We start from the raw sequence: 26,331 nt of genomic DNA on the forward strand, positions 1-26,331 counted from the left end.
CAATGATCAACGCACGCCAGCAAGGCTATCTGTTACTGGCCATCACCATGTGTATTTGGGGTGGCTTTACCCTGAGTACCCGTTTAAGTGCCCTGTGGGGCATTAGTGCTTGGGATCTGGTGGCCTTGCGTTTTATGCTGGCCTTTTGCTTGCTGATGCCGGTTTTGCTGTATCGCAAAGATACGGCATTTTTATGGACTAGACAGTCCTTTATCCTGGCGATGATTGGCGGGGTCGGTTACTGCCTGACGGCTTATAGTGCATTTCATTTTGTGCCAGCGGCGCATGCGGCGATTTTCTTGAATGGCTGTATTCCCTTGTGTACCGCGCTGGCAGCCTGGTTGCTGTTTCGACAGCCCTTTGACCGGCATACCTGGATTAGCGTATTGATCATGCTGCTGGCGATTGCTGCCATGAGTCTGCTGATGTATCAGGAAACCGGTGTCGCTTTCGGTTTTGGCGATCTGCTGTTTTTCCTGAGTGCCTTGTGGTGGGGCGTCTTTACGGTGCTGTTGCGGCAATGGAAGCTGTCGGCCTGGCATTCTATGGCCAGTGTAGCCATCTGGTCAGCTTTGGTGTATGTACCTATTTATTGGCTATTTTTTCCAAAAAACCTGAGTGCTCCTGAACCACTGCATTTAATTGGTCAGACCCTGTTTCATGGAATTTTTGTGGTGATTATTGCCACGCTCAGCTATGTCGAAGCGATTAAGCGTTTAGGTGCTTTTAAGGCTGGCAGTATTGTGACCTTGGCACCGTTTATTGCCGCTATTCTGGCGGTACCGTTACTGAATGAGCCATTGAGCCTGGCGATTGTCTGTGGTCTGCTTGGTATGGGCATTGGGGCGTTACAGCCTTGGCGCTGGTGGGGCCGGAAAGACAGCTTAAGCCAGCAAATCGAACGACAAAACAAGCCGTCTTAAACCGACTGCTGCTGTTGCGCCAAAGTCAGATAGTGTTGATGTAAGGGTTGAAGCTGGGCATAGAGATGCTCCAGATGACCATCATTCAGCACAATATCATCTGCCCGCTGGCGTTTGTCTGCGCGTGACATCTGTACCTGAATAATCTTGCGAATTTGTTCGATACTTTGTCCATCGCGTTGTGAGGCGCGTTGAATCTGCAGTTCTTCAGAGGCATCAATTAACAGGTTGCGCTGGGTCAGTTCATGCTGGTTGCTTTCAAATAACAGTGGAGACACCAGCACCACATAGGCACTGCGGGCTGCCTGTAACTGCTGGATGATCGACTGGCGAATGGCCGGATGGGTAATCGCTTCCAGGGTTTTGCGTGCTGCCGGTTCTTTAAAAATATGCTCGCGTAAGGCACGGCGGTTGAGCTCGCCATTGAGCAGGACCCAGTCGCCAAAGGCCTGATGAATCTGGGTCAGGGCCGGCTGGCCTGGCTCAACCACTTCACGTGCCACCACATCTGCATCGACCACCACAATGCCTTGGGTTTCAAACCAGTGACTTGCTGCCGATTTACCGCTGCCAATGCCGCCAGTTAAACCCAAAACAAATGTCATCCTGTTGTCCTTATTGACCTAAATAAAGCTTCATGATTGCATCACCCCACAAAAAGGCGATCCAGCCGGCAATGGCAATATAAGGGCCAAAGGCAAAAGGCTGGTTCTCTTTGCGGATTTTCAGCAAAATAATGCCAATGATTGCACCAACCAGAGAAGATAGCAACACAATCAGCGGCAGCATCAGCGGGCCCATCCAGGCACCTAAGGCGGCCAGCAATTTAAAATCGCCATAGCCCATACCTTCTTTGCCAGTCACCAGCTTAAACAGGCAATACACCACCCACAGACATAAAAAGCCAATGATATATCCCCAAATGGCAGAGCTAGCGGAGGTGTACAGGGCATAGCTGTTCACCCCCAAGCCGAGTGCAGCCAGGGGGAGGGTATAGCGGTCAGGCAGCAGCTGGGTGTCAAAATCAATAAAGGTCAGGGCAATTAATACATAGGTCAACACCAGGCCAAACAGCATTTGCAGGGTCGGGCCAAAAACCGCGACTACGGTTAAGGCACACACTGCGGTCAGCAGTTCAATAAAAGGATAACGAATACTGATCGGGTTTTGGCATTGGCCACATTTGCCACGTATAAGCAGCCAGCTGATTACTGGAATATTCTGATACCAGCGAATCGGGCTGTGGCATTTCGGACAGGTCGAGGCTGGCTGACTGAGGCTGATTTTGCTTTCATCAATGATGGCCTGTTCAGGATGCAGCAGCATTTGACAGTCATTGCGCCATTCCTGTTCCATCATTTTTGGCGTGCGGTAAATCACCACATTCAGAAAACTGCCAATACATAAACTAAAAATCCCAACTACGAAATACAGCGCAGTTGGGTGTTGAATCAGATAATGAATGAATTCTTGCATTAAACCACAGAGCCCATTTGGAAGATTGGGAGATACATCGCGACCACCAGACCGCCGACCAGAATCCCGAGAACGGCCATAATCAGTGGTTCCATCATCGAGGTTAAGCCATCGACGGCGTTATCGACTTCGTTTTCGTAGTGAGTAGCGACTTTATCCAGCATCGCATCCAGCGCACCGGATTCTTCACCAATCGCAACCATCTGCACGGCCATGGATGGGAATTTATCCGTGACCCGCATGGCAAACTGCAACTGCTGACCGGTGGCGACATCTTCACGGATTTTCATTACTGCTTCTTCATAAACCACGTTGTTGGTGGCGCCGGCAGTGGATTCCAGTGCATCAATTAAGGGAACACCGGCAGCAAAGGTGGTGGCCAGGGTACGACTATAACGCGCGATAATCGCCTTATACACCAGATCACCAAAAATTGGTGCTCTCAGGGCGGCTTTGTCCAGCAGGTCACGGAATTTCTTGCTGCGTTTCTTGGCTTCCAGAAAAGCTGCAATCGCAAAGCCGACCACAATAATCAGCACAAACCAGTATTTCTGGGTCCACTGCGACATATTCACCACCATCTTGGTGAAGGCCGGTAAGTCGGCACCAAAAGAGCTGAAGAGTTCTTCAAACACCGGTACCACTTTGACCATCAGGATAATGGTGACAATCACTGCCACCACAATCACCGTTGCCGGGTATTTCATGGCTTTCTTGATTTTCTGTTTGAGTAATTCGCTCTTTTCTTTATAGATCGCTACCCGGTCCAGCATAGTTTCTAGAGCACCCGACTGTTCACCCGATTCAACCAGCGAGCAAAACAGATTATCGAAATGTTGCGGATATTTACGCAGTGCACCAGCAAAGGTATTGCCCCCTTCGACTTCGCCTTTAATCCCCAATACCACTTCACGCATGGCCGGGTTTTCCAGACCTTCAGCCACAATTTCAAAGCTTTGCACCAGCGGTACACCGGCTTTCATCATGGTCGCCAGCTGGCGGGTAAAAATCGTGATGTCCAGGGTCGAGACTTTTTTCTTCATCAAGCCTTCAAGAATATTTTTCTTCTTCTGGCGGATGGTTTTGATGGTGATCCCTTGCTTGCGCAACGTGACCTTGGCCAGCGCCATATTACGTGCTGGCAGTTCCCCTTTAAGTTTTGCCCCTTTGCGGTCAATCCCTTCATAAATAAAGGTGGGCATCATCTGTGCTTTTTTGACAGCCATGCGTGTTTATCCTTATTTTAAATGCTTTATCTATTCGCTGGTCACACGATTCACTTCCTGTAAAGAAGTGACCCCCTGCATGACCTTGATTAATCCTGAACGGCGTAAATTGTTAAACCCGGATTTTGCCGAGGCTGCTGCAATTTGCAAGGCATTACCATCTTCCATAATAATGCGTGAGATTTCCGGGGTGACTTTCATTACTTCATAGACCCCGACACGGCCTTTATAACCTTCACGACATTCCGGGCAGCCAACCGGCTGATACAGCTGGAACTCTGGCTGGTTTAAATCTTCTTCGGTAAAACCGAGTTCCAAGAGGCTCTGGCGTGGAATCTCCACCGGGGCCTTGCATTTCTGGCAGAGACGACGTGCCAGACGCTGGGCAATCACCAGGTTCACCGAGGTGGCGATGTTAAATGAAGGGACGCCCATGTTGCGTAAACGGGTCAGGGTTTCAGGTGCACTGTTGGTGTGCAGCGTCGACATGACCATGTGACCGGTTTGTGCGGCTTTAATGGCAATTTCTGCGGTTTCCAGGTCACGGATCTCACCGACCATGACAATATCCGGATCCTGACGCAGGAATGATTTTAGTGCTGCGGCAAAGGTCAGACCCACTTTCGGGTTGACGTTGACCTGATTGATGCCTTCCAGGTTAATTTCTACCGGATCTTCGGCGGTAGAAATATTGGTGTCTTCGCGGTTGAGGATATTTAAGCCGGTATATAAAGACACGGTTTTACCAGAACCGGTCGGACCGGTAATCAGCAACATGCCTTGTGGTTTGTCCAGCGCCTCCATAAACAGCTCTTTTTGCTCCGGTTCATAACCAAGTGCATCAATCCCCAGCATGGCGCTAGATGGATCGAGGATACGCAGTACGATTTTTTCTCCAAACAGGGTCGGCAATGAGTTGACACGGAAGTCGATGGCTTTGTTTTTTGACAGCTTGAGCTTGATCCGGCCATCCTGCGGAATACGTTTTTCCGAGATGTCCATTTGTGACATAACTTTTAAACGTGAGGCGAGGCGTGTGGCCAGCTGTAACGGAGGATTGGCAATCTGGCGCAGTACGCCGTCAATCCGGTAACGGACCCGGTAGCTTTTTTCATAAGGCTCGAAGTGTAAATCCGAGGCGCCCATACGGATTGCATCGACCAGTAACTTGTTAATATATTTGACGATTGGGGCTTCATCGCCTTGTGGCTCATCGTCATCTTCTTGTGTTTCGGGAGCGTTGTCGCCAACTTCTAGATCAAAGTCTTCATCAAAGTCAAAGGTGCTGTCTTCGGTAAAGTTCTGTTCAATCAGCCGTTCCAGCTTGTCATGCTCAACAATCACCACTTCAATATTCAGCTTGCTGTTAAAGCGGATCGCATCAATGGCTTCGATATTGGTTGGGTTACTGGTAGCAATATAAAGCTGATTGTGACGTCGGAAAATGGGCAGAATTCGGTATTTGGTGAACAGTTTTTCATCCAGACCTTCACGTACAATCAGACGCGAATCGTACACCGCCAAGTCAAAAATCGGTTCACCAAATTCATAGGAAATTTTTTCAGCAATGGTCAGCGGTGAAATCTGCAACTGCTGAATTAAATACGGCACAATATCGGTCTCGGCTTTTTTCGCCGCGACAATGGCTTGCTGCATATTTTCAGCCGTCACAAGCCCTTCTTCGACCAGTCGCCGAATAAAACCTGTAAATCTAGGCATTGCTTGTTGTACTGACATTCCCCAACGTCCTTAAAAAAAATCAAAAAAGTTTGTTTATAATTGGTATCACAAAATTATACTTTTGTTGCATAAAAATACCATATCTGAAAATGATGTCACCACCTAAGTATCCCCTAAAAGCATGAACCAGTCGCAATTAATCGGCAAAGATTTTTGTTAAGCCGATGTTCAGATGGGCCTATTTAGACTGCAAATCTAAAAATGCCGCAACAAATTGTTCTGTCCTGAATCGATTTACGTGTAGAATGTGCGCGATTGAAACATAGGTATTTGAATAGGTATTGTATGTCGGGTTCGGCGATTACGCCTTGGGTGATTGGCAATTGGAAAATGAACCCAGTGCAAGCAGAAGCGCAACAGCTGGTTTCAGAATTTAAAACATTATTAGAACAGCAGGCCATTGATGCCGCACAGTGTCATTTAGGGGTTGCGCCAGTTGCAATCGCATTGGGCAGTGTTCAGGAACAGCTGAAAACTGCGGTACGTCCGGTGTATACCGTGGCACAAGATGTTTCACGTATTGCTGGTTTAGGTGCTTATACTGGTGAGGTGAGTGCCGAGCTATTAAAAGACAGCCAGATTGGCTTTGTACTGGTCGGTCATTCAGAACGCCGTGAAATTTTTGCTGAAAATGTGCAAATTCTAAATGCAAAAATTCAAAATGCACTGGCAGCCGGTCTGACCGTAATTTACTGTGTCGGTGAAAGCCTGCAGCAGCGTGAAAGTGGCCAGGCCGAGCAGGTGGTGTTACAGCAGATTTGTGACATTGCAGCAGTGGTCGAGGCAGAGCAGTGGCAGAATATTGTAATTGCCTATGAGCCAATCTGGGCGATTGGTACCGGTAAAACCGCTTCGCCTGAAGATGCGCAGGCCATGCATGCCAAAATTCGTGAAGGTCTGACCCAGCTGACCAGCTATGGTCCGCAAATGGCTATTCTGTACGGTGGTAGTGTTAAGCCGGAAAATGCAGTAGAGTTAGCAGCCTGCCCAGATATTAATGGCGCGCTGGTCGGCGGTGCTTCTTTAAATGCAGCATCGTTCCATCAAATTGCGCAGGCCTTTGCCAATACACAATAATTAGGAGTTCAGCATGCAAACTTTTGTGCTGGTAGTACATATTATTTTAGCCGTCTTGATGATTGTGCTGATTCTGGTTCAGCACGGCAAAGGGGCAGATGCTGGTGCTTCTTTTGGTGGCGGCGGTGCGGCGACCGTATTTGGTGCCTCTGGTTCGGGTAATTTTATGACCCGTTTGACTGGAATTTTAACGGCTTTGTTCTTTATCACCAGTCTGACCCTGGCGGTATTTGCCAAACAGCAAACCACCGATGCCTACAGTTTAAAATCAATTCCGGCGACCACAACCGCGCCGGCAACATTGCCTGATTCTTCACCAACTACACCTCAAACTGGCGAATAATTGCAATTAGGCCTTTATTTTTCGCGGTGATGCGACTAGAATGCGTCACAGCTGCGGTGGTGGTGGAATTGGTAGACACGCTACCTTGAGGTGGTAGTGCTTTCGGGCGTGGGGGTTCAAGTCCCCCCTTCCGCACCAAACTTATAATCCAGAACATAAGTTTGGTGTATGCAGCAAAACTTCTGTTGATGCGGGATGGAGCAGTCTGGTAGCTCGTCGGGCTCATAACCCGAAGGTCGTTGGTTCAAATCCAGCTCCCGCTACCAATCAATCCTTTTTAAAGATGCAAACTTTAAAAGGCGGCTTAAGTTTCTTGAGCTGAGAAGAGTTATTTGTACGCTGATGCGGGATGGAGCAGTCTGGTAGCTCGTCGGGCTCATAACCCGAAGGTCGTTGGTTCAAATCCAGCTCCCGCTACCATTTTTAATGGTTGAGTAATATATTTCATGTTGGTTGAATCTGACGCTTGTTACTCATTCTTCAGCGATAAATAACGCCATATACAGGACATACGATTTTCATTGAAAATTGCGCATATTTTGTATATAATTTTTGCACGTTGATGCGGGATGGAGCAGTCTGGTAGCTCGTCGGGCTCATAACCCGAAGGTCGTTGGTTCAAATCCAGCTCCCGCTACCAAGTTTCTTAAGAGGCTCACAACAAGGTGGGCCTTTTTGCACAGTGGACATTGGTTTTTCTGTGTAATAATAGGGGCGATTTACGCCCTTTTTTATTGGCTATCGTGTAGTGTCGATATGAGCCGGATACGGCATAAACTCAAGTGTCATGTTTCACTACTACTATAGCTTGAATGAGACTGTAGTGGTCAGATCAGGCCATTGAATCGCACCCATATGACGAGAGTAAATGAAGCTATCAAATAAAACCCAGGCACTCCAGGACTTGATTGCACCCGCAGTTGCAGCCTGTGATGTAGATTTGTGGGGAATTGAATTCCTGCCACAAGGTAAACGCTCACTATTGCGTATTTATATCGACAAAGCGGTTGATGAAAATGCCGCACCGGTCCTGAATGAAGACGGTGAACTCGAGCAGGGTCGTGGTGTAGGCGTACAGGATTGTGTGCGCGTGACTCAGCAAGTGGGCGCCATTTTGGACGTTCATGATCCGATCTCAGGTGAATATGCACTCGAAGTGTCTTCCCCAGGTTGGGATCGTCCGTTTTTCCAGCTGGAACAGCTTCCTGCCTATATTGGCCAGACCATTGGCTTGCGTTTGATTAGCGCGGTAGAAAACCGTCGTAAATTCCAGGCGAAACTGGTGGCAGTTGACCTTGAAAATGAAACCATTCAGGTTGAAGTTGAAAAACAGCAAGTGCTGGAAATTGACAGCCATAATATCGATAAGGCCAATCTGGTTTATCAAGATTAATTCAATAAATAAGAATCTAAAATAGGTGACTTATGGCACGCGAAATTCTTACCGTCGTTGAAACGGTTAGTAACGAAAAAGGTGTAAGTCGTGAAGCAATCTTTGAGGCGCTAGAGCAGGCTCTTGTTGCTGCGACGAAAAAGAAATTTTACGAAGGCACAAATGCGGAAGAAGCACGTTTACGTGTAGAAATCGACCGTAAAACAGGTGACTACCGTACTTTCCGTCAATGGGAAGTGGTGGCGGATGAAGATCATGAAATGCCAGCATGTCAGGATGCGATTTCTGATGTCGATCCGGCGCAGTGGTCAATTGGTGACATTCGCGAACTTGAAGTGGAATCAATTGATTTCGGTCGTATTGCGGCGCAAATTGCCAAACAGGTAATTGTTCAGAAAATTCGTGAAGCAGAACGTGCACTCGTTGCCGATGCTTATGAAGCCAAAGTGGGCGAGCTGATTTACGGTGAAGTGAAAAAGCAGACCAAAGATGGCTTTATCATTGATTTAGGTGACAATGCCGAAGCGTATCTGGCACGTGAAGAAATGATTCCAAAGGAAATTCTGCGTCCAAAACAGCGCGTGAATGCCATTTTATTTAACGTCAACCGTGAAGGTCGTGGTGCGCAATTACTATTGTCACGTGCGAAACCTGAAATGCTGATGGCGTTAATGAAAAAAGAAATTCCTGAAATTTCTGAAGAAATCATTGAAATCAAGGCGGCTGCGCGTCAACCAGGCGTTCGTGCTAAGATTGCAGTGAAAACCAACGATCATCGTATTGATCCGGTTGGTGCATGTATTGGTATGCGTGGTACGCGTATCCAGGCAGTCCAGCAGGAACTTAATGGTGAACGTATTGATGTGGTGGTGTGGTCAGATGATCCGGCACAGTACATTGCCAGCGCTTTAGAGCCGGCTGATGTATCGAGTATCGTGATTGATGAAGATGCACGTACTGCTGACATTATTTTTGCCACCAGCGATCAATTGGCCCGTGCCATTGGTTCACAAGGTCAAAACGTACGTCTGGCATCTGAACTGACCGGTTATAAACTGGACATGATGCTGGAAGAAGAATATTACGCGCGTCAGCAAAATGAAGCGCAGCAATATCTGGATATGTTTGTATCGCGTTTGGACATTGCAGAGGACCTGGCGATGGCACTGGTTGAAATGGGCTTCACTTCACTGGAAGAGATTGCCTATGTACCAGTAGAAACATTTGATGAAATTGAGCTTGATGCCGAGCTGGTTGAATTATTGCAAAGTCGTGCCAAAGAAGTGGCTTTGGCAGATGCGTTAAAACAGCAAGAAAATATTCAGGATCCGAGTGACGAACTTCTGGCAATGGAAGGGATGACACAAGAGATCGCCTATGCGCTTGCTGCTCGTGGTGTAGTGACCGTTGATGACTTGGCAGACCAGGCCACCGACGATATCGCAGATATTGAAGGTCTAGGTGCTGACAAAGCGGGTCAACTCATTATGAAAGCACGCGAATCATGGTTTAACTAGGAGGTAATGTATGACGGACAAGACGATTAAAGAGTTAGCGCTCAGCGTAGGACGTCCAGTTGAGAAACTCCTGGAGCAGGTTCGTGATGCAGGTTTACCGCAACGTAAAGCTGACGACATTATTTCCACTGAACAACAAGATACCCTCGTGACCCACTTGAAAAAAGTACATGGTCAAGATGCGGGTAATGCAGGACAAATCACGTTGAAACGTAAAACTACCAGTACTGCTAAAGTGGCAAGTACGTCAGGTAAGGCGAAAACAATTAATGTAGAAGTGCGCAAGAAGCATACATTTGTCAAGCCAGACCCTGAGCAAATCAAAGCAGAAGCTTTGGCCAAAGCACAGGCTGAAGCAGAAGCCAAAGCAGCTGAACAGCAAGCCCGTGAACCGGCGAAGCCAAAAGCTGCGCCAGAAGCTGCCAGCAAAGGCGAATCTAAAGCCAAACAGGCCTTAGAAGCAATGCGTGCTGCTGCGAAACAGGAAACCGCCAAACAGGAAACTTCTAAAGCCGCTGTGGTGGTGAAGCGTAAATCAACCAACAAGCCAGTGGTGAAAGCCCAGGTTAAAGTGGTTGAAACGCCTGAGCAAAAACGCGCCCGTGAAGAACAGGCAGCACAGTTGAAAGCGACTGAAGAAGCTGCACGTCGTAAGGCAGCTGAAGAAGCGCAGCAACGTACCCTTGAGCAAATGCGTAAAATGGCATCGAAGTATTCATCTGATGATGCTGCACCGACCATTCGCGTAATTGATGATTCACCATTGGCCGCAGGTCTGGTGGGTCAGGCGTATGAAGATTCATTTGCCAAAGAAGACCGTGAAATCAAACGTGGTGGCGGAACCAAAGATACCCGTGGCCAGAAGAAAGGCGGCCGTCGTGGTGAAGAACAGTCATTCCGTGACAACTCGCATAAACGTGGTTTAAAAACCAGTCAGGCCAACAAGCATGGCTTTGAAAAACCGGTGAAAAAACAGGTTTATGATGTAGAAATTGGTGAAACCATTATTGTGGCTGACTTGGCTGCGAAAATGGCAATTAAAGTACGTGAAGTAATCAAGACCCTGATGAAGATGGGTGAGCTGGTCACACAAAACCAGGCCATTGATCAGGATACTGCGGTGCTTGTGGTTGAAGAAATGGGCCACAATCCGGTGCTGGTGTCTGAAACTGCGGCAGAAGACAACCTGCTGGAAGCGGCTGAAGAAGCACGTGGTGAGCAAACTACGCGTCCACCTGTTGTTACCATCATGGGTCACGTTGACCATGGTAAAACCTCGCTTCTTGACCGTATCCGCCGTGCTAAAGTGGCACAAGGCGAAGCCGGTGGTATTACCCAGCATATCGGTGCTTACCATGTGACAACAGACAAAGGTATCATCACCTTCCTAGATACTCCGGGTCACGCCGCGTTTACCGCGATGCGTTCACGTGGTGCCAAAGCGACTGATATCGTGGTGTTGGTGGTTGCAGCAGATGATGGCGTGATGCCACAAACTGCAGAAGCGATTGACCATGCGCGTGCAGCGGGTACGCCAATCATTGTTGCCATCAACAAGATGGACAAAGATTCAGCTGATCCAGACCGCGTACTGAACGAATTAACCACCAAGGAAATCGTGCCTGAAGAATGGGGCGGTGATGTTCCAGTCGCCAAAGTTTCCGCGCATACCGGTGCCGGCATTGACGAATTACTTGACCTGATTTCAATTCAAGCAGAAATGATGGAATTGAAAGCCTCTGAAGAAGGTGCAGCACAAGGTGTGGTGATTGAAGCACGTGTTGATAAAGGCCGTGGTGCAGTGACCTCGATTCTGGTTCAAAACGGTACCCTGAAAGTGGGTGACTTGGTACTTGCCGGTTCATCTTATGGCCGTGTACGTGCCATGACCGATGAAAACGGTAAACGCATCAAGTCTGCTGGTCCATCAATTCCAGTGGAAATTCTGGGTCTGCCAGAAGCGCCAATGGCGGGTGATGAAGTACTGGTGGTCAATGACGAGAAGAAAGCGCGTGAAGTTGCTGATGCGCGTATGGATCGTGAACGTCAGAAACGTCTTGAGCGTCAGTCTGCAATGCGTCTTGAGAACATCATGGCGTCTATGGGCAAGAAAGATGTGCCGATTGTGAACGTGGTACTGAAAACTGACGTACGTGGTACGCTGGAAGCATTGCACGTGGCACTGGCCGAGCTTTCAACGGATGAAGTGAAAGTCCGTGTGATTGGTTCAGGTGTCGGTGCGATCACTGAATCTGACGTAACGCTGGCTGAATCTTCAGAAGCGGTACTGCTGGGCTTTAACGTTCGTGCCGACAATACTGCACGTCAAAAAGCCGATGCTGACGGTATCGACATCCGTTACTACTCGATCATCTATCAATTGATTGATGACGTGAAAGATGCGATGAGCGGCAAACTGGCACCAGAACACCGTGAAACGATTCTGGGTGTGGCTGAAGTCCGTGAAGTATTCCACTCAAGCAAGTTCGGTGCAGCAGCAGGCTGTATGGTACTGGAAGGTACTTTACACCGTAACAAGCCGATTCGCGTATTACGTGATGATGTGGTGGTGTTCCAGGGTGAACTTGAATCTCTGCGTCGTTATAAAGACGTGGTGGAAGAAGTCCGTGCCGGTATGGAATGTGGTCTTGCAGTCAAAGGCTATAAAGACATCAAAGTACAAGACAAGATTGAAGTGTACGATGTCCAACTAATTAAACGGAGTCTTTAATGGCGGGTAGTCAGCGTCTTAAGCGAATGGCAGATACGGTACAACGCGAGTTGTCCGACCTGATCCGCCAGGAGCTGAAAGATCCACGTCTGGGTGGTCTGGTGACCATCTCGGCGGTGAAAGTCAGCCCAGATTTAGGCTATGCCGAAGTGTATGTGACCGTAATGGGTCGTGAACTTGGCGATGAGCAAAGTGAAGCGGCAAACAAGGAAACCCTGGATGTGCTTAACAAAGCCTCCGGTTTCCTACGCCATGAGCTGAGCCGTCGGATCAAGACCCGGATTACGCCGCGTTTGCGTTTCCATTACGACAAAACCAATGCCTACGGTAACTATATGTTTGGTCTGATTGCAGAAGCAGTAAAAGATTTACCAGCTGCCGATGCAAAAAAAGATGAAGAATAAGTAGGCCAGCAGGTCTATATAAAAAAGCCACCTTCGGGTGGCTTTTTTATGTCCTTCATAATTGCTTGACTTGCTTATCTTCCAGCAGAAACAAGCGCTTTAAGATTGCAATCAGGCAAGGGCAGGGCGGTTGAGACAGCACATAAAAAACCTGACCAGGAACAATCCGGGTCAGGTTTTTTTAGAAGATGACGCGAAGACTTATTCGTCTTTAGAGGGTTTGATTCTGCCCAGTGGTTCACGATCTGTAAAGGCGCGGCGACGGCTACGCTGCCATGGTAGCGGACGTTCCAGGGTTTCTGAGACTTCACCACTCATCGAGCGCAGACGTAAATGCAGGGCTGCCTGTGCCATCAGGTTGGCCGATACCGGCGCGGTAATAAAGGCAAACAGGGTAATCAGCACTTCGGCAAAACCGAAGCGACCCAGATAAGCTGAATAAATAATGGCAGCAATCAGGAAGCTGCCCAGACCTAAGGTACTGGACTTGGTCGGGGCATGCAGGCGCATAAACAGGTCCGGCAGACGAATCATGCCAATCCCGCCAACCAGCATAAAGAAGGTGCCGATTAACAGGAAAATTGAGACCAGGATTTCCATCATCAGTTGCATGCTGTTCTCCTAATCAATCACGTGGCCAGAGGTGAAGTAACGGGCCAGGGCAGCGGTTGAAACAAAGCCCAGCATCGCCACCAGTAATGCACCTTCAAACAGTGAAGTGCTGGTCCAGTAAATACCCAGTACTACAATCAGGCAGGTCGCATTTAAGAACAGGGTATCTAGCGCCAGCAGACGGTCGACAATTGACGGTCCCATAATCAGACGAATCAGGCACATAAACATCGAGCCGGCAATGGCAATCAGGCAGATGCCAATCGCATAAGGCAATATCATCATGAGGCCACTCCTGTCTTGACGTTAAAGATTTCAATCAGCGGCTGTTCATAACGGCTCTTGATCAGGGCAATTTCAGCTTCTTCATCATCGGTACTTAAGGCATGCACCAGAATATCGCCACGGTCCTGGTCAATACCGGCCGTGACCGTCCCTGGCGTGGTGGTAATGATCATCGCCAGCAAGGTATTGACCTGTTCATGCTCGGTCTCCAGCGGTACACGGAACCATTTCGGATGCAGCGCATCGGTGGGTCCCAGCACCTGTTTGGCGACGCGGATATTGGACAGGATAATATCCCAGACCACCACCCAGAACAGTTTAAAGGCTGGCACCCAGTGGATATTCGGGGTGCGGGCAATAAACGGTTTGACCATCAGTGGAATCAGGATACTCAGGATCAATGCCATCAGCAGATTGCCGGCAGAAACACTATGTGCCAGTAACAACCAGCTAATGGCCACAATCACCGAAACAAAGGGATGTGGCAGCCAGATATCCCAAAACGATGTCTTTTGCATAGTTATGGCTCCATAGGTTTAAGTTGTGGCAGGTCGTTGCTTGCGGCGTCCTGCTCAATCTGCTGATTGATCTGACGTTGTTTATAGTCCGAAATATGCTCACCTTCCAGTGTATTTGGACTGATTACATACGGAATCAGCTTGGCATTCGGGTCCGGTTTTTCACCACTGTATTTGGTTTCTGGCAAATAGTTTGGATCATAAGGCTGGACGCTAATCACCTGGCCGGTTTCATCCTGCTTTAACACCGCCATTTCATACAGACGGTTGTTCTGCATTTGTTGGGCCGTGCTAAAGGCATAACGCTGGATTGGATTAGCAAAAACCACATAAGCCACCAGTGCTGCCAATAACAGGTAAATGGCCTTATCATTGCCTTTCGGGGCCTTGGCTGGCAGGGCCTGGTAGCTGTGATAGGCGTCATTGTCCGGATCATCTTCCGGACGCGATGCGCGCCAGAACAGGATAAAGCCAACCCGGGTCAGGGCCAGAATACTGAGTAAACCAACTAGCAGCACCACGGCAATAATAATGCCCTGATAAGGCGCATCAGCCGTGGCCTGTAACAAGAATACTTTACCGAGGAAGCCACTAAAAGGCGGCAGGCCGGCAATCATCAGTGCAATCAGCAGATAGGTAATTGACATCACTTTATGCTGTTTCATTTGCGGGGCGATATTAAAGTGATCCTTAAATTCACCGCGCTGCGCCGTGACCCAGCCGCAGAACAGATAGAAGGCAGCGGCAATTAAGGTACTGTGTACCAGATAATACAACGCTGCCGTCCAGGCCTGGGTGCTAAACAGGGCAATCGCAATCAGGATGGTCCCAATCGACGACAGCATCATAAAGCCGACAAAACGACGTAAGCGTTCTGCCCCAATCGCGCCAATGACGCCATACAGTGAGGTAATCAGGCCAATTGGCAATAACCAGTTGCTGAGAATTTTCTGGCTCAGTTCATCATCAAAGACCGTCCCATTGACCCTTAAAATCGCATAAATCCCGACCTTAGTCATAATGGTAAAAATCGCCGCCACAGGGGTAGCTGCTACGGCATAGGTTTTCGGTAACCAGAAGCCGACCGGCAGCATCGCCGCTTTAATCCCGAACACAATAAACAGGATCAAGCCGCCGACCACCGCCAGACGATGCTGATCTTCTGCCAGCGTCGGTATTAAACGCGCCACATCGGCCATGTTAAGGCTGCCAACACTGCCGTAAATCATGCCCAGACCAATCAGGAACAGTGCTGAAGCCAGCAGGTTGATGGTGACATAATGCACCCCAAGCTGAAAGCGCGGTTTGCCCTGACTGTGCAGCAAGAGTACATATGAAGCCAGCAGTAGCACTTCAAAAAATACGAACAGGTTAAATAAATCGCCGGTGAGGAAAGCCCCGCACAAGCCCATCATCAGGAAATGGAACATGGCATGGAAGTAGCGGCCACGTTCATCCCATTGCTGGCAGGCGAACCACAGCACTGGCAAGGCCAGACCATAAGTCAGCACCAGCATTAGCGCAGACAGCTGATCCAGCACCAGTACAATCCCGAATGGAGCTGACCATTCGGACAGGTTGTAGACGGTAATCTGGCCGGTTTTGGCCAGCATCAGATAGCTGATCGCCAAGCCCAGTCCGAGAATAGTCGAAATCAGGCTGATGCCACGACGCCACGGCTGGCGCCAGTCATACGACAGCGAACCCGAACCCGGGTTGCCCAGCAGCACCAGAATAAAACCGGTAAAAGCCGGCAGCAGGATGCTGAGAATAGGAGTGTGTTGCGCCCAGAATTGGATAAAGTCATGCATTATGGCTCATCCTCACGTGGGTCAAGTAAAGCAGGATCATCTTTGGCATCCACATGGTCGGTTCCCGATTCATAACGGCTGCGTAAGGCCAGCTGCACCACAAAGGCAGTGGTGGCAAAGCCAATTACAATAGCAGTCAGCACCAGTGCTTGCGGTAAAGGGTCGGAGGATTGCGCCGCCGTGGTTAAAATGGCCGGCGCATTCAGCTGAATCCGCCCCATGGCGAACAGGAAAATATTGACTGCATAACCAATCATGGCCAGGCCCAGTACCACCGGAAAGGTACGTGCCCTTAAGATCAGGTACACGCCGGTGGCGACCAGTAAACCTACAGAGGTTGCGACTAAAAATTCGATACTAATCATGCTTACCCCCGAGGAATTGGACCAGACATACTGGAGTGACGCGAGTCGCCCAGCACGGAAATCAGCAACATGGTTGCCCCGACAACGGTAACGTAAACTCCAACATCAAACAGTGCCGCTGAAGCCAAATGCAGTTCACCAATCACCGGCGGATTGACATAAATATGTGCACTGGTCAGGAATGGACGGCCCCAGAACCAGGCTGCAATCCCGGTCAGGCCGGCAATGGTCAGACCGGAACCAATCCAGATTTCATATAAACGTCCGGATTTGGCTTTCAGCATTTGCTCGGTTTGGTCCTGACCAATGGCAATGTACTGAATGATCAGTGCCATTGATGTGACCAGTCCGGCAATAAAGCCACCGCCTGGCAGGTTGTGCCCGCGCAGGAAAATATACAGGCTGACTACTAGGGCCACCGGTAAAATCCAGGAAGCGGTCATGCGCAGCATCAGTGGAGATGGGTTAAAACGATAGGTCAGGCCCTGCGTCATGGTGGTGCCGTGGGCACGCATACCATCCATCAGGCACAAGGCACCAATGGCAGCAATACCGAGCACGGTAATTTCGCCGAAGGTATCGAAGCCACGGAAGTCGACCAGAATCACGTTGACCACGTTGGTGCCGCCGGCCAGTGGAATTGACTGCTGATTAAAGAACCATGAAATCGAGTTGTGATCACGGGTCATGATTAACCAGGCCAGCCAGCTAATGCCAGCACCGGCCAGAATTGCAACCCCGGCATCGCGCCAGCGGCGGGTGCTGCTTGATTCATACGGGGTTAATTGTGGCAGCAGCGACAGGCTCATCAGTAACAGCACGGTGGTCACCACATCGACGGTAATCTGGGTTTGGGCCAGATCCGGAGCCGACAGGGTTACAAAGATCATGGTTACCACCAGACCGACGGCGCCACTGATCAGGACAGCTTTAATCCGTTCATGATGGAACCACAGCATCATCCAGCAGGCACTGAATAACAGCAGCCACAAGACAATGGCAATTGCAGGTGCCTGGGTCAGCTCACGCGTACCGGTACCAATCCCCTGATTCAGCAGCGGCACCGACACCAGTGCAATGGTAAACACCAGAATCCAGAACAGATAACTTTGTAGGGAGCCGTTTTCGGTCAGGCGTTTAAAGCGGCGCGAGTTCAGCAATAGGCCTTTTAAGAACAGGTCAAATAACACCCGTCCCTGTAAGCGGCCCAATGCCGGATCAAGATCAATCTCGCGGATACGGCCGCCTTTGGCCAGGGCAAAATACATCACCAGACCGCCCACCAGCGCAATCACACTCATTAGCAATGGCAGGTTAAAGCCGTGCCAGATGGCCAGATGGGTGCCTTCAAAATTCATCAGCTGGGTACTGGCACGGGTGGTGCTATTGACCAGATGCTCAACCAGCAGGGCAGGGAACAGGCCGACCGCAATACATAAAATCGCCAGAATCAGGGCCGGTGCGCGCATGCCCATTGGCGGCTCATGTGCATCTTTATTGGGTACGTCTTTGCCAATCGGGCCATCGAAGAACACGCCATGCACTAAACGTACTGAATAGGCCACGGCAAAAATACCGGCCAGTGTCGCGACAATTGCCGAGATCACCACCACCGGTCCGCTTAAATTGGCCAACAGTTCGGTAAAGAACATTTCTTTGGACAGGAAGCCGTTGAACAGCGGCACACCCGCCATCGACGCAGCCGTAATCATGGTTAGCGTACCGGTAAACGGTAACAGCTGCCATAAGCCACTCAGTTTGCGTAAATCACGGGTGCCGGATTCATGGTCAATAATCCCGGCAATCATGAACAGCGCCGCTTTAAAGGTGGCGTGGTTGATAATATGGAAAATGGCTGCAGCCACGGCCAGCGGAGAACCAATCCCGAGCAGGCAGACAATCAGGCCCAAATGGCTGATGGTGGAATAGGCCAGCAGACCTTTCAGATCTTCTTTGAAAATGGCAAAGAAAGCCGCGATACACAGGGTAAACAGACCAACAAAGGTCACCAGATTATGGTACAGCGCTGCGCCGGCAAAAATTGGCAGCAGACGTGCCAGCAGGAAAATCCCGGCTTTCACCATGGTCGCGGAGTGCAGATAGGCCGATACCGGCGTTGGTGCCGCCATGGCATTCGGCAACCAGAAATGGAATGGGAACTGGGCACTTTTGGTAAAGGCGCCGAGTAAAATCAGCAATAAACTGGGTACAAACAGCGCATGGCTTTGAATCTGATCGGTCATGGTCAGAATCTGGTCTAGCTCATAGGTGCCGGTGATCTGTCCGAGCAGGACAAAACCACCGAGCATAGCCAAGCCACCCATGCCGGTAATGGTCAGGGCCATACGTGAACCGCGTTGAGCTGCTTGATAATTGCTCCAGTAACCGACCAGCAGGAACGAGGAAATACTGGTCAGTTCCCAGAACACCAGCAGGATAATCAGGTTATTCGACAATGAAATCCCGAGCATGGCTGCCATAAACAGCATGAGCAGGAGATACAGTTTGCTGAGGGAGTTTTTGGGGCTTAAATAATAATAAGCATAAATAAAGATGAGGGTACCGATACCGGTAATCAGCAAAGAAAATAATAAACCTAAAGCATCCAGGCGAAAGCTTAAATCAATCCCTAACTGGGGTAGCCACGACCATGACTGAATGATGGTGGCGCCATTAAAGACATCCTTTGCTTGAGTCAGTAACAGGATCAGACTGCTTAAACTGACTCCTATCGCCCCTAAAGCCGTTACCCCGCGCGAGAATTGCTTCAGCCACGAGACAAGGGTTGTGCCAAGTACCAGCGGTAGCAATATAATAATCGATAGCACACTCGTATCCATTGTCTTGATAGGTTCAAAACCTAAGGGTGAATCTTATCTTTCAAGGATTACAGGAATGCAAGGAGCAGTCCAAAATACTCAATCTTGAAAGCCGAAAAATAGAATTATGGCTAAATAAACAAGTTGTGTTGCGCAACTTGAGAAACTTATAGCAAATCGGATTTTACTATAAAAATATAAATCTGATTGATTTTATTACATGAATAAAACAACATCAATTTGTTTTTGCGCACACGGCAGATATTATACGCCGCCGAACTTTTTTCAGGATGAAATTGTTAGATCAGACCGGATTTTTTCGGCTGATTTTCCGATATTCCCCTCTATTCAAAGCCGTATTTAAGGCAACGGATGCGGGGTCGAGGTGTCATCATCATTTTGCAGCCGTTTCAGCAAGGCTTCCTGCTGTTCGGCACTCAGTTGCTGCTGAATCTGCTGATAGATGTCATCTACGCTGGTGGGCTCCTGTACCGCTTCACTCAGGCTTTCATCGCTGCTGCTGACTTCAGTCTGCATAAACTGGGCATAAATGGCGTCGAGCTGTTCCTGCACCGGTTGCAGATGAATTGGATGCAATTGCTGCTGATCCAGCCTTAAACATTGATAGTCTTCGGCATTTTCCAAGAGTGCCGTGCGGTTACCGGTGGCAATAATCTGCAGTGCCGGAAAAGCCTGATGCAAACGTGCCAGAATTACCGAGGCCATATCCTGATCAAGCTGATGATCAACCTGATCAATCAGCAGAATGCCGTCGCCTTCTAGAGTCGGATACAGACTATAGGGATTGAGCAGACATAAACGCCGCACAATATCTCCGACCAGTGCAATCCAGTTGCGGATACTGTTGGACAGCTGCTGATACAGCTGGGTTTTGCCCTGATAGGTGACCATTAATTGCAGTTTTGGATGATATTGTAGATAAATCTGGCTCAGTTCTGGCAGTACAATCTGTAGTGCATCGCGCAGGGCCTGCAGACTTGGCGCGTGCATCTGGGCATGTGCCTGCATCAGTTTGTCACGCCGTGGAGGTTCTGCGTCGGGATGCTGCGGATGTAATAACTGTTCAATCAGCTGGGCGCTCTGGGCGTTTTCAATATCGGAAATTTCCCGGAACCACTCAAAAAAACGTGTAAAGGTGGTGAAGGGGATGGCAGAAATTTCATAGGCATGTGCAGCCTGAAAAATCAGCGGATTGTTTTTACTCAGCAGATTGACTTCATTGACAAAACGTTCGGCCGGATAATAGGCAATTAATGGCAGGCCTTGTAGCGGGTCCTGTTTTACCGCCTGCTGGTACAGGCTGACCATTTTTTCTAGTTTCTGGGTTTCAGCCTTGCTGACCCCGACGCCGTTGCTGTTCAGGGTTTTGTACAGCTGCCAGTCGCAGCACTGACGGTCCTGCTGCTGGGCATCGCTGCTTTCCGGCAGGCTGCCAATGTCTTTGGGAAAACACACGCACAGATCAATTTTGGACTGCAGCCGGGTGTGCATAATGTCCTGATCAAGCATGACCAGTCCCGAGGTGCGTAAATCTTTATAACGGGCAGCAAACCAGGTCAGTGCCTGATAGGTGAAGCGCAGTAGCGAGGTTTTACCGGAACTCTGATTGCCCAGAATTAAGGCCACAGGCTGTTGCTGCGGATGCAGTTGCAGCTGAAGGTCGGTAAAGTGGGTGATGTGCTTGAACTGGACAGACTGAATTTTCATGGGTCACCTGCATGCTTTAACCCACCGCCTTACGCAAGGACACCGGCATCTGCTGTTTCAGCTGTTGCACCAGATCGTAAATATGATGGATATTTAAGCTTACTTTAGCACGTGTGCAGGCCACGTACAGTAATCGTAACTCTTCATCACTAATTTTATGATCACGTTCATTGACCTTGAACTGATAGTCATCTTCCAGATGCACGCGGTCCCATTCCAGCCCTTTGGCTTTGTGCGCGGTTGAAATAATATAGTCGGCCTGCCCAATCGGGGTGATTTTGGCCAGCGCCTTTTTCAGCGGATCGGTACCATGATCATCCACCAGTTTTACCAGCGGCTTAATGTCGCTGCCTTCATTGGTTTCGCAATATTCATGTACATCGTGCCAGGAGTTAAACCAGGCCAGTTCCGGCACATCGGTGACGCGGCGGCCCTGTTTCAGCATACTGGCAGCATCGACAAAACGGTTCAGTTTGACATGGTCGGCCTGCAGGCTGACCTTGTCACCATGTACCAGACCGGCCAGCAGCAATTCCATCGCCCGGGCATTGGTGCGGCATAAAATCGCATCGCGCTGTTTGGTATGCGGCTTGTTCACCACTTTGGAATGTAAATCCGGGTTGCCGAGCAGCGGCACGGTTTCATTTAAGCCGCCGAGAATGGCATTGGCGGTCATGGCGATGTCCGGACCAAAACGGAATGAGGTGGTTAAGCGCGACTCCGGCAAAGGCAGTTGCTGCATGGCGTTGATGGCACCGCGCCAGGCATAAATTTGCTGATGGGCATCGCCCACATAAATCACCTGGGTGTTACGCTGTTTGAGCAGAATCCCCAGCATTAGCGGGTCGGCATCTTGCGCTTCATCAAACAGCACATAATCGGCCGGAATATTCGGTTCCGACAGCGCCCACAGTTTCAGGTAAATATCATGACCGATTCCGGCCTGATGGTTCGGATCAATTGATTCCAGCCAGCGCCGTTCCACTGCCGGATACAAATGTTTTTGCAGCAGCTCGGCATCATCAGGGTGCAGCCAGTTCGGTGCCTGAATATGCCGTGGTGCCGGATATTGCGAGCTGGTCGAGCAGAAATAGCCAACGGCATTGGCCACCAGACTGGCCAGCCGTGAAGGCATCAGCACATATTTTTCATAGCGGCCACCCATCATCCGGCGCAGGGTAATCGGTTCGAGACGATATTCCTTGGCAATAAAACTCGGACTCAGGCGCGGCAGGCGCAGTTTGTCGGTGACTCCACGTGGAACACTACGAAAGGCCAGCGAGTGAAAGGTGCGACAATCGACATTGCGATGAAACTTGTGTTGCGCTTCTGCGGCAATGGATTTGTTAAAGGCCAGATACATGCCACGCCGCTCCGGCATGGCTTCACTGATCATCTGCAAGGTGGTGGTTTTCCCTGTGCCGGCATAGGCAATCACCTTGAAGGATTTGCCCAGACGTGCGTTATCAATGGCAGTGGCCTGCTCATAGGTGGCGGTCGGTTTCTTCAGCTCAGACACAGGGCGACAGCTTAAGCCTGAGTACGGTTGGCTTTTTCCACCAGACCGGATAAGCCCTGACGGCGTGCCAGTTCATTCAGAATCAGTTGCGGGTCCAGATTGAAATAGCCGAGCATGACCAGGCTGTGGAACCATAAGTCAGCCACTTCATAGATCAGGTCATTTTTATTGTCTTCATAAGCTGCAGCCTGATATTCCTTGGCTGCCAGAATAGTTTCTACGCTTTCTTCACCAACTTTTTCCAGAATCTTGTTCAGGCCTTTGTGATACAGCTTGGCCACATACGAAGAATCCGGATCGGCGGCTTTACGTTCAGCCATCATTTTGCCTAAATAGCTCAGAATTTCGACCTGTTCAGATTGCGCAGTGGAGGCATTCATGGCCAAGGTGTGCGGATTGCTGGACTTCTCGCCATAAATCGCATTCGGGTCTTTCAGCTGCGCATCAACAATTTCCCAGCCATTCGGAGTCAGTTTGCGATAGAAGCAGGATTCACGGCCAGTATGGCAGGCAATGCCGCCATGCTGTTCAATTTGCAGGATAATCACATCAGCATCGCAGTCCAGACGGATTTCATGCACCGTCTGGAAGTGACCGGATTCTTCACCTTTGTGCCAGAGTTTGTTGCGTGAACGGGAAAAATACACCGCCTGATTTTTTTCTGCGGTTAAGGCCAGCGCTTCGCGGTTCATCCAGGCCACCATCAACACCCGACCGGTTTGATGATGCTGTGCAATGGCTGGCACTAATCCCTGTTCGTTAAATTTTACTTCATCGAGCCATTGCAAGTTATTCATGAGTATGTCACCAAAATTTGTTCAGAAAAACGAGATTTACGCCAGTGCGCAAACGCTATAGTGTACGGTATCTGACCGGTTTGCAGGAAAAAATCTTTGCCTATTTTTGCTCAGGATGTTACCACTCTAACATTCATTTATCGTCCTGCTTAAAGCGGCTGTAACACCTCTGGTAAACACTGCTTTTCAACCAGTTCTAAAAATTCATCGCCCAGGCGCTGACTTTCCGCAATACATTGTTTCCAGAGCTGAATACGCTGTGCCTGATCCATGCCTTTTAAATTAAAGTCTTTACGGTCGGGTAGGCGGCCCAAGGGTAAAGACTGTAAATATTCGGCTGATGGTGAAATCAGCAGGGTTCGTGCATGATTGTCCGGATTGGCTTTGCGGTGTTTCAGCATTTTGTCGAACCAGCCTGGGGTAATGCTATCGGTAAAATGCGGATACAGCACCAGTCCCTGACTCTGAAACGGCAGGTCAATATGATAGTCAATCAGGCCGCCATCGCGGTAGCTGCCCGGCGCTTCCGGAATATCCCGAATTGCGGACATCACGCCCGGAATTGAGGCCGAAGCCATCAGCCAGCTGGTGACATTGTCCGGCGTTAGCGCATGATAATGGGTAAAGAAATCATCCTGCACCTGAAACTGGTTGCCTTGAGCTGGCTGGCTGATCACGCGCTGCATAAACAGGCGGTTGTGTTTGCGCGCCAGTGCATTGCCGCTGACAATACCAGCCACCGAGGCCAGTAGGGCCAGTGCACGGTCACTCTGGAAAATGTGCTGCGCTTTTACCGAGAGCACGGTCAGATGATAATCCGGATGATCGACCAGCTGCTGTGCCTTGCCATCGACCAGATTCAACAGCATATCGCGGCAGACATGACTGACGTCCTGCCGTGACATTTTTTTATGAAAGCTCAGATTGGTATATAAGTCTGCCAGCCGTTCGGTACCTGCTTTGGCGCCCCAGGCCAGAATGCTGGCAAAACGCCAGCTGCCAATTGAAGAACCAATCAGGGTGCGGCGCTGCGCTGACTGCGGCAAAAACTCGCCAAAAATGGCCTGATCCAGTCCCTGAATACCAATACCTTTTGGACCACCGGCAGCACCCGGAATCATATCGACCTGATCGGGTTGTAGGCCCTGCTCGGCAATCAGCTGCCGGGCCAGATGACCGGCACGAAGGGTGAGGGCAGGTGGACGTTTTTGCAGAATCTGGATCATGGTCACTGGCCTAAAATAAACAGTTGTCTGTATTTTAGGCCAGTGACCAAGGCTCACAAGGGCAGGAATGTTCACTCTCTGACTGCTCAGTCATCCGGTATGTTATCTGCAATTGCAGGCCATAAAAAAACCGGTCATGTGACCGGTTTAAATAATGGAGGAATATAAGGATTCAGGAAACTTGCCCATTTCGCCTTATTTGGCCACGCGCCAGACTGCTAGAATACTGGCCAGCACAATCAGAATGACTGAGACAAACCACGGTGAAATAATCGCAATCGACAGCAGAATCGCCATTACGCTGCCAAAGATCCAGCTGCGTTTTTGCTGATGTTCCATTTGCAGACGCATGCTTTGCAGTTCATTCAGCTGTTTGGCATGCCAGGCCGACTGGTTTTTCAGGCCGTTTAAGCTGTCGATCATCAGGGTCGGTAAATCCTGCGCACCCAACAGTAGGTCCGGAATTTTTTGTCCCAGCTCTTTCAGGTTTTTCTGCGGATTCATTTGTGCCTTGACCCAATCGGTGAGGATTGGTTTGGCCAGACTCCAGATGTCCAGTTCTGGATACAGATCGGTGCCTAGACCTTCAACATGCACCAGCGTTTTGAGCAGCAGCATTAACTGTGGAGGAATTTCCAGATGGAAACGGCGGGCAATATCCATCACTTCAATCAGAATGCCGGCAAAGTCCAGCTCATGCATGGGTTTGGAGACCATCGGTCCTACCGTACGGCGCATTTCACGTGCCAAAGCATCCTGATCGGTGCCCGGTGGAATCCAGCCGGCCTGATGCACAATCTGGATCAGCTGCATAAAGTCGCTGTTCATGACTGCCAGTAACATGCGCGCTACGGTCATCTGATCGTGCTTGGACAGCTCGCCCATAATCGCGCAGTCCAGCGCAATAAAGCGCGGGTTTTGCGGATTGATGGTTTCTACAAACACATTGCCCGGGTGCATGTCGGCATGGAAGAAGTTGTCGCGGAACACCTGGGTAAAGAAGATGGTCAGGCCTTTTTGCGCCAGATCGGCGCGGTCCATACCCAAGCGGTCAAAGGTGGCCACATCGGAAATTGGTACCCCGGTAATCCGCTCGGCCACCATCACATCTTTGCTGTCCATATACACTTCCGGCACATACATCATGCTGGAGCCGGTGAAGTAATGACGCATACGGCGGGTATTATCGGCTTCTAAGGTCAGATCGAGTTCTTTCAGGATAATCTGGCGATAGTCCTGAATAATTTCGGATAAATGCAGCGCGCGTGCCGCTTCAAGACGTTTTTCCAGAAAATGGCCGAGCCATTCCAGAATTTCAAAATCCTGCAGAATCTGCTGGCGGATATTCGGACGGGTGACTTTGACCACCACTTCGCGGCCATCGTGCAGGGCAGCGGTATGCACCTGGGCAATTGAAGCAGCTGCCAGCGGCTGTTCATCAAAACGCGCGAACAGGGTGTTGACATCGGCCTTTAAGGATTCCTGAATCCGCATTTGCGCGACATCGGAACCAAAGGGTTTGACCCGGTCCTGCAATAAGACCAGCTGCTGTAATACTTCAGGTGGAATCAGGTCACGACGGGTCGATAACAGCTGACCGAGTTTAATCGCCAGCGGTCCCATATCTTCCAGCGCCTGTTTCAGCTTGAGCGGATTTTTCCGTTTCTTACTGGACCAGGCCGCCGGATGCATCCGGATCAGACTCAGAATATGGCGGGCTTTTTCTGGTAATTCTTCCGCAGGGAACAACGTGTCGAGTCTATAGTGCGCAGCAATACGCCAAAGTTCGATTAAACGTGAAACGTGCGGAATCATAAATCT

At 49.7% G+C, this 26,331-nt stretch carries 22 protein-coding genes and 4 tRNA genes; 11 read left to right on the forward strand and 15 right to left on the reverse strand.

What is annotated here, in order from left to right; translation table 11 throughout:
• Positions 1-2: 2 nt before the first annotated feature.
• A complete protein-coding gene (locus ACVLR6_RS01520) occupies positions 3-923 on the forward strand; it encodes a DMT family transporter (RefSeq protein WP_455995711.1) in 921 nt (306 codons plus the stop codon).
• Here the strand turns inward: ACVLR6_RS01520 and coaE are convergent.
• Genes coaE through pilB form a run of 4 tightly spaced genes read right to left on the reverse strand, consistent with a single transcriptional unit; the run spans position 920 to position 5,362 of the window.
• Entirely contained in the window at positions 920-1,528 is a 609-nt protein-coding gene (gene coaE, locus ACVLR6_RS01525; protein WP_005181773.1) for a dephospho-CoA kinase, read from the reverse strand. The two genes, ACVLR6_RS01520 and coaE, sit on opposite strands and share 4 nt — an antisense overlap.
• A gap of 10 nt (positions 1,529-1,538) precedes the next feature.
• Positions 1,539-2,399, reverse strand: a complete 861-nt coding sequence (locus tag ACVLR6_RS01530) for a prepilin peptidase (protein ID WP_455995714.1) — start codon at positions 2,397-2,399, stop codon at positions 1,539-1,541.
• Positions 2,399-3,625, reverse strand: coding sequence for a type II secretion system F family protein (locus tag ACVLR6_RS01535; RefSeq protein ID WP_127801106.1), 1,227 nt, complete (start codon positions 3,623-3,625; stop codon positions 2,399-2,401). The genes ACVLR6_RS01530 and ACVLR6_RS01535 overlap by 1 nt, the downstream gene beginning before the upstream one ends.
• Positions 3,626-3,655: 30 nt before the next feature.
• Entirely contained in the window at positions 3,656-5,362 is a 1,707-nt protein-coding gene (gene pilB, locus ACVLR6_RS01540) for a type IV-A pilus assembly ATPase PilB (RefSeq protein WP_104471790.1), read from the reverse strand.
• Positions 5,363-5,650: 288 nt separating this feature from the next.
• Between pilB and tpiA the strand changes: the two genes are divergently transcribed.
• The 10 genes from tpiA to ACVLR6_RS01590 all read left to right on the forward strand — a co-directional run bounded on the left by tpiA (position 5,651) and on the right by ACVLR6_RS01590 (position 12,830).
• Entirely contained in the window at positions 5,651-6,442 is a 792-nt protein-coding gene (gene tpiA, locus ACVLR6_RS01545; RefSeq protein WP_005181780.1) for a triose-phosphate isomerase, read from the forward strand.
• 13 nt (positions 6,443-6,455) lie between these two features.
• A complete protein-coding gene (gene secG, locus ACVLR6_RS01550) occupies positions 6,456-6,785 on the forward strand; it encodes a preprotein translocase subunit SecG (RefSeq protein ID WP_005181783.1) in 330 nt (109 codons plus the stop codon).
• A 53-nt stretch (positions 6,786-6,838) separates the two neighbouring features.
• Positions 6,839-6,923, forward strand: a tRNA-Leu gene (locus ACVLR6_RS01555).
• A 51-nt stretch (positions 6,924-6,974) separates the two neighbouring features.
• Positions 6,975-7,051, forward strand: a tRNA-Met gene (locus tag ACVLR6_RS01560).
• 77 nt (positions 7,052-7,128) lie between these two features.
• Positions 7,129-7,205, forward strand: a tRNA-Met gene (locus ACVLR6_RS01565).
• A 143-nt stretch (positions 7,206-7,348) separates the two neighbouring features.
• Positions 7,349-7,425, forward strand: a tRNA-Met gene (locus ACVLR6_RS01570).
• A gap of 228 nt (positions 7,426-7,653) precedes the next feature.
• A complete protein-coding gene (gene rimP, locus ACVLR6_RS01575; RefSeq protein WP_455995716.1) occupies positions 7,654-8,178 on the forward strand; it encodes a ribosome maturation factor RimP in 525 nt (174 codons plus the stop codon).
• Between the two features lie 32 nt (positions 8,179-8,210).
• Entirely contained in the window at positions 8,211-9,695 is a 1,485-nt protein-coding gene (gene nusA, locus ACVLR6_RS01580; protein WP_455995718.1) for a transcription termination factor NusA, read from the forward strand.
• 10 nt (positions 9,696-9,705) lie between these two features.
• Positions 9,706-12,426 (forward strand): translation initiation factor IF-2, encoded by a 2,721-nt coding sequence (infB, locus tag ACVLR6_RS01585; protein ID WP_005181788.1) that lies wholly within the window; start codon positions 9,706-9,708, stop codon positions 12,424-12,426.
• Positions 12,426-12,830 carry a ribosome-binding factor A gene (locus tag ACVLR6_RS01590; protein WP_005181793.1) on the forward strand — a complete coding sequence of 135 codons (405 nt, stop codon included), beginning with the start codon at positions 12,426-12,428 and terminating at the stop codon, positions 12,828-12,830. The genes infB and ACVLR6_RS01590 overlap by 1 nt, the downstream gene beginning before the upstream one ends.
• A gap of 201 nt (positions 12,831-13,031) precedes the next feature.
• Here the strand turns inward: ACVLR6_RS01590 and ACVLR6_RS01595 are convergent, their stop codons facing one another.
• The 11 genes from ACVLR6_RS01595 to ACVLR6_RS01645 form a co-directional block, all read right to left on the reverse strand.
• A complete protein-coding gene (locus ACVLR6_RS01595) occupies positions 13,032-13,442 on the reverse strand; it encodes a Na+/H+ antiporter subunit G (protein ID WP_160243587.1) in 411 nt (136 codons plus the stop codon).
• Positions 13,443-13,451: 9 nt separating this feature from the next.
• A complete protein-coding gene (locus tag ACVLR6_RS01600; RefSeq protein ID WP_168370332.1) occupies positions 13,452-13,727 on the reverse strand; it encodes a monovalent cation/H+ antiporter subunit F in 276 nt (91 codons plus the stop codon).
• Positions 13,724-14,245, reverse strand: coding sequence for a Na+/H+ antiporter subunit E (locus ACVLR6_RS01605; protein WP_104499197.1), 522 nt, complete (start codon positions 14,243-14,245; stop codon positions 13,724-13,726). The genes ACVLR6_RS01600 and ACVLR6_RS01605 overlap by 4 nt, the downstream gene beginning before the upstream one ends.
• Before the next feature lie 2 nt (positions 14,246-14,247).
• Positions 14,248-16,056, reverse strand: coding sequence for a monovalent cation/H+ antiporter subunit D (locus ACVLR6_RS01610; protein WP_163143043.1), 1,809 nt, complete (start codon positions 16,054-16,056; stop codon positions 14,248-14,250).
• The gene (locus tag ACVLR6_RS01615) at positions 16,056-16,421 is read right to left on the reverse strand and encodes a Na+/H+ antiporter subunit C (RefSeq protein ID WP_160241677.1); all 366 of its coding nucleotides are present in this window, start codon (positions 16,419-16,421) and stop codon (positions 16,056-16,058) included. Before ACVLR6_RS01615 ends, ACVLR6_RS01610 begins: the two co-directional genes overlap by 1 nt.
• Positions 16,422-16,423: 2 nt before the next feature.
• Complete coding sequence (locus ACVLR6_RS01620; protein WP_455995720.1) at positions 16,424-19,261, reverse strand: monovalent cation/H+ antiporter subunit A; 2,838 nt, start codon at positions 19,259-19,261, stop codon at positions 16,424-16,426.
• Positions 19,262-19,600: 339 nt separating this feature from the next.
• Positions 19,601-20,968, reverse strand: a complete 1,368-nt coding sequence (locus ACVLR6_RS01625) for an AAA family ATPase (protein WP_160241676.1) — start codon at positions 20,966-20,968, stop codon at positions 19,601-19,603.
• A 16-nt stretch (positions 20,969-20,984) separates the two neighbouring features.
• Entirely contained in the window at positions 20,985-22,487 is a 1,503-nt protein-coding gene (locus tag ACVLR6_RS01630) for a UvrD-helicase domain-containing protein (protein WP_005181808.1), read from the reverse strand.
• Positions 22,488-22,498: 11 nt separating this feature from the next.
• Positions 22,499-23,284: a bifunctional phosphoribosyl-AMP cyclohydrolase/phosphoribosyl-ATP diphosphatase HisIE gene (gene hisIE / locus ACVLR6_RS01635; protein WP_005181811.1), complete on the reverse strand. Its 786-nt coding sequence runs from the start codon at positions 23,282-23,284 to the stop codon at positions 22,499-22,501.
• Between the two features lie 149 nt (positions 23,285-23,433).
• On the reverse strand, positions 23,434-24,510 hold the full coding sequence (locus ACVLR6_RS01640; protein ID WP_005181814.1) for a patatin-like phospholipase domain-containing protein: 1,077 nt from the start codon (positions 24,508-24,510) through the stop codon (positions 23,434-23,436).
• Between the two features lie 195 nt (positions 24,511-24,705).
• Positions 24,706-26,325 (reverse strand): ABC1 kinase family protein, encoded by a 1,620-nt coding sequence (locus ACVLR6_RS01645; protein WP_455995722.1) that lies wholly within the window; start codon positions 26,323-26,325, stop codon positions 24,706-24,708.
• Positions 26,326-26,331 lie beyond the last annotated feature (6 nt).

This window comes from Acinetobacter sp. T63, from assembly GCF_053852345.1.

What these genes read in the sequence shown, in the direction of transcription:
- pilB (WP_104471790.1), bottom strand. Translation starts at nt 5,362, where the DNA reads ATGTCAGTACAACAAGCAATGCCTAGATTTACAGGTTTTATTCGGCGA.
- ACVLR6_RS01595 (WP_160243587.1), bottom strand. Translation starts at nt 13,442, where the DNA reads ATGCAACTGATGATGGAAATCCTGGTCTCAATTTTCCTGTTAATCGGC.
- ACVLR6_RS01610 (WP_163143043.1), bottom strand. Translation starts at nt 16,056, where the DNA reads ATGCATGACTTTATCCAATTCTGGGCGCAACACACTCCTATTCTCAGC.
- nusA (WP_455995718.1), top strand. Translation starts at nt 8,211, where the DNA reads ATGGCACGCGAAATTCTTACCGTCGTTGAAACGGTTAGTAACGAAAAA.
- secG (WP_005181783.1), top strand. Translation starts at nt 6,456, where the DNA reads ATGCAAACTTTTGTGCTGGTAGTACATATTATTTTAGCCGTCTTGATG.
- ACVLR6_RS01590 (WP_005181793.1), top strand. Translation starts at nt 12,426, where the DNA reads ATGGCGGGTAGTCAGCGTCTTAAGCGAATGGCAGATACGGTACAACGC.
- infB (WP_005181788.1), top strand. Translation starts at nt 9,706, where the DNA reads ATGACGGACAAGACGATTAAAGAGTTAGCGCTCAGCGTAGGACGTCCA.
- tpiA (WP_005181780.1), top strand. Translation starts at nt 5,651, where the DNA reads ATGTCGGGTTCGGCGATTACGCCTTGGGTGATTGGCAATTGGAAAATG.
- ACVLR6_RS01520 (WP_455995711.1), top strand. Translation starts at nt 3, where the DNA reads ATGATCAACGCACGCCAGCAAGGCTATCTGTTACTGGCCATCACCATG.
- ACVLR6_RS01615 (WP_160241677.1), bottom strand. Translation starts at nt 16,421, where the DNA reads ATGATTAGTATCGAATTTTTAGTCGCAACCTCTGTAGGTTTACTGGTC.
- ACVLR6_RS01600 (WP_168370332.1), bottom strand. Translation starts at nt 13,727, where the DNA reads ATGATGATATTGCCTTATGCGATTGGCATCTGCCTGATTGCCATTGCC.
- ACVLR6_RS01625 (WP_160241676.1), bottom strand. Translation starts at nt 20,968, where the DNA reads ATGAAAATTCAGTCTGTCCAGTTCAAGCACATCACCCACTTTACCGAC.
- ACVLR6_RS01640 (WP_005181814.1), bottom strand. Translation starts at nt 24,510, where the DNA reads ATGATCCAGATTCTGCAAAAACGTCCACCTGCCCTCACCCTTCGTGCC.
- coaE (WP_005181773.1), bottom strand. Translation starts at nt 1,528, where the DNA reads ATGACATTTGTTTTGGGTTTAACTGGCGGCATTGGCAGCGGTAAATCG.
- ACVLR6_RS01530 (WP_455995714.1), bottom strand. Translation starts at nt 2,399, where the DNA reads ATGCAAGAATTCATTCATTATCTGATTCAACACCCAACTGCGCTGTAT.
- ACVLR6_RS01535 (WP_127801106.1), bottom strand. Translation starts at nt 3,625, where the DNA reads ATGGCTGTCAAAAAAGCACAGATGATGCCCACCTTTATTTATGAAGGG.
- ACVLR6_RS01620 (WP_455995720.1), bottom strand. Translation starts at nt 19,261, where the DNA reads ATGGATACGAGTGTGCTATCGATTATTATATTGCTACCGCTGGTACTT.
- ACVLR6_RS01605 (WP_104499197.1), bottom strand. Translation starts at nt 14,245, where the DNA reads ATGCAAAAGACATCGTTTTGGGATATCTGGCTGCCACATCCCTTTGTT.
- hisIE (WP_005181811.1), bottom strand. Translation starts at nt 23,284, where the DNA reads ATGAATAACTTGCAATGGCTCGATGAAGTAAAATTTAACGAACAGGGA.
- rimP (WP_455995716.1), top strand. Translation starts at nt 7,654, where the DNA reads ATGAAGCTATCAAATAAAACCCAGGCACTCCAGGACTTGATTGCACCC.
- ACVLR6_RS01645 (WP_455995722.1), bottom strand. Translation starts at nt 26,325, where the DNA reads ATGATTCCGCACGTTTCACGTTTAATCGAACTTTGGCGTATTGCTGCG.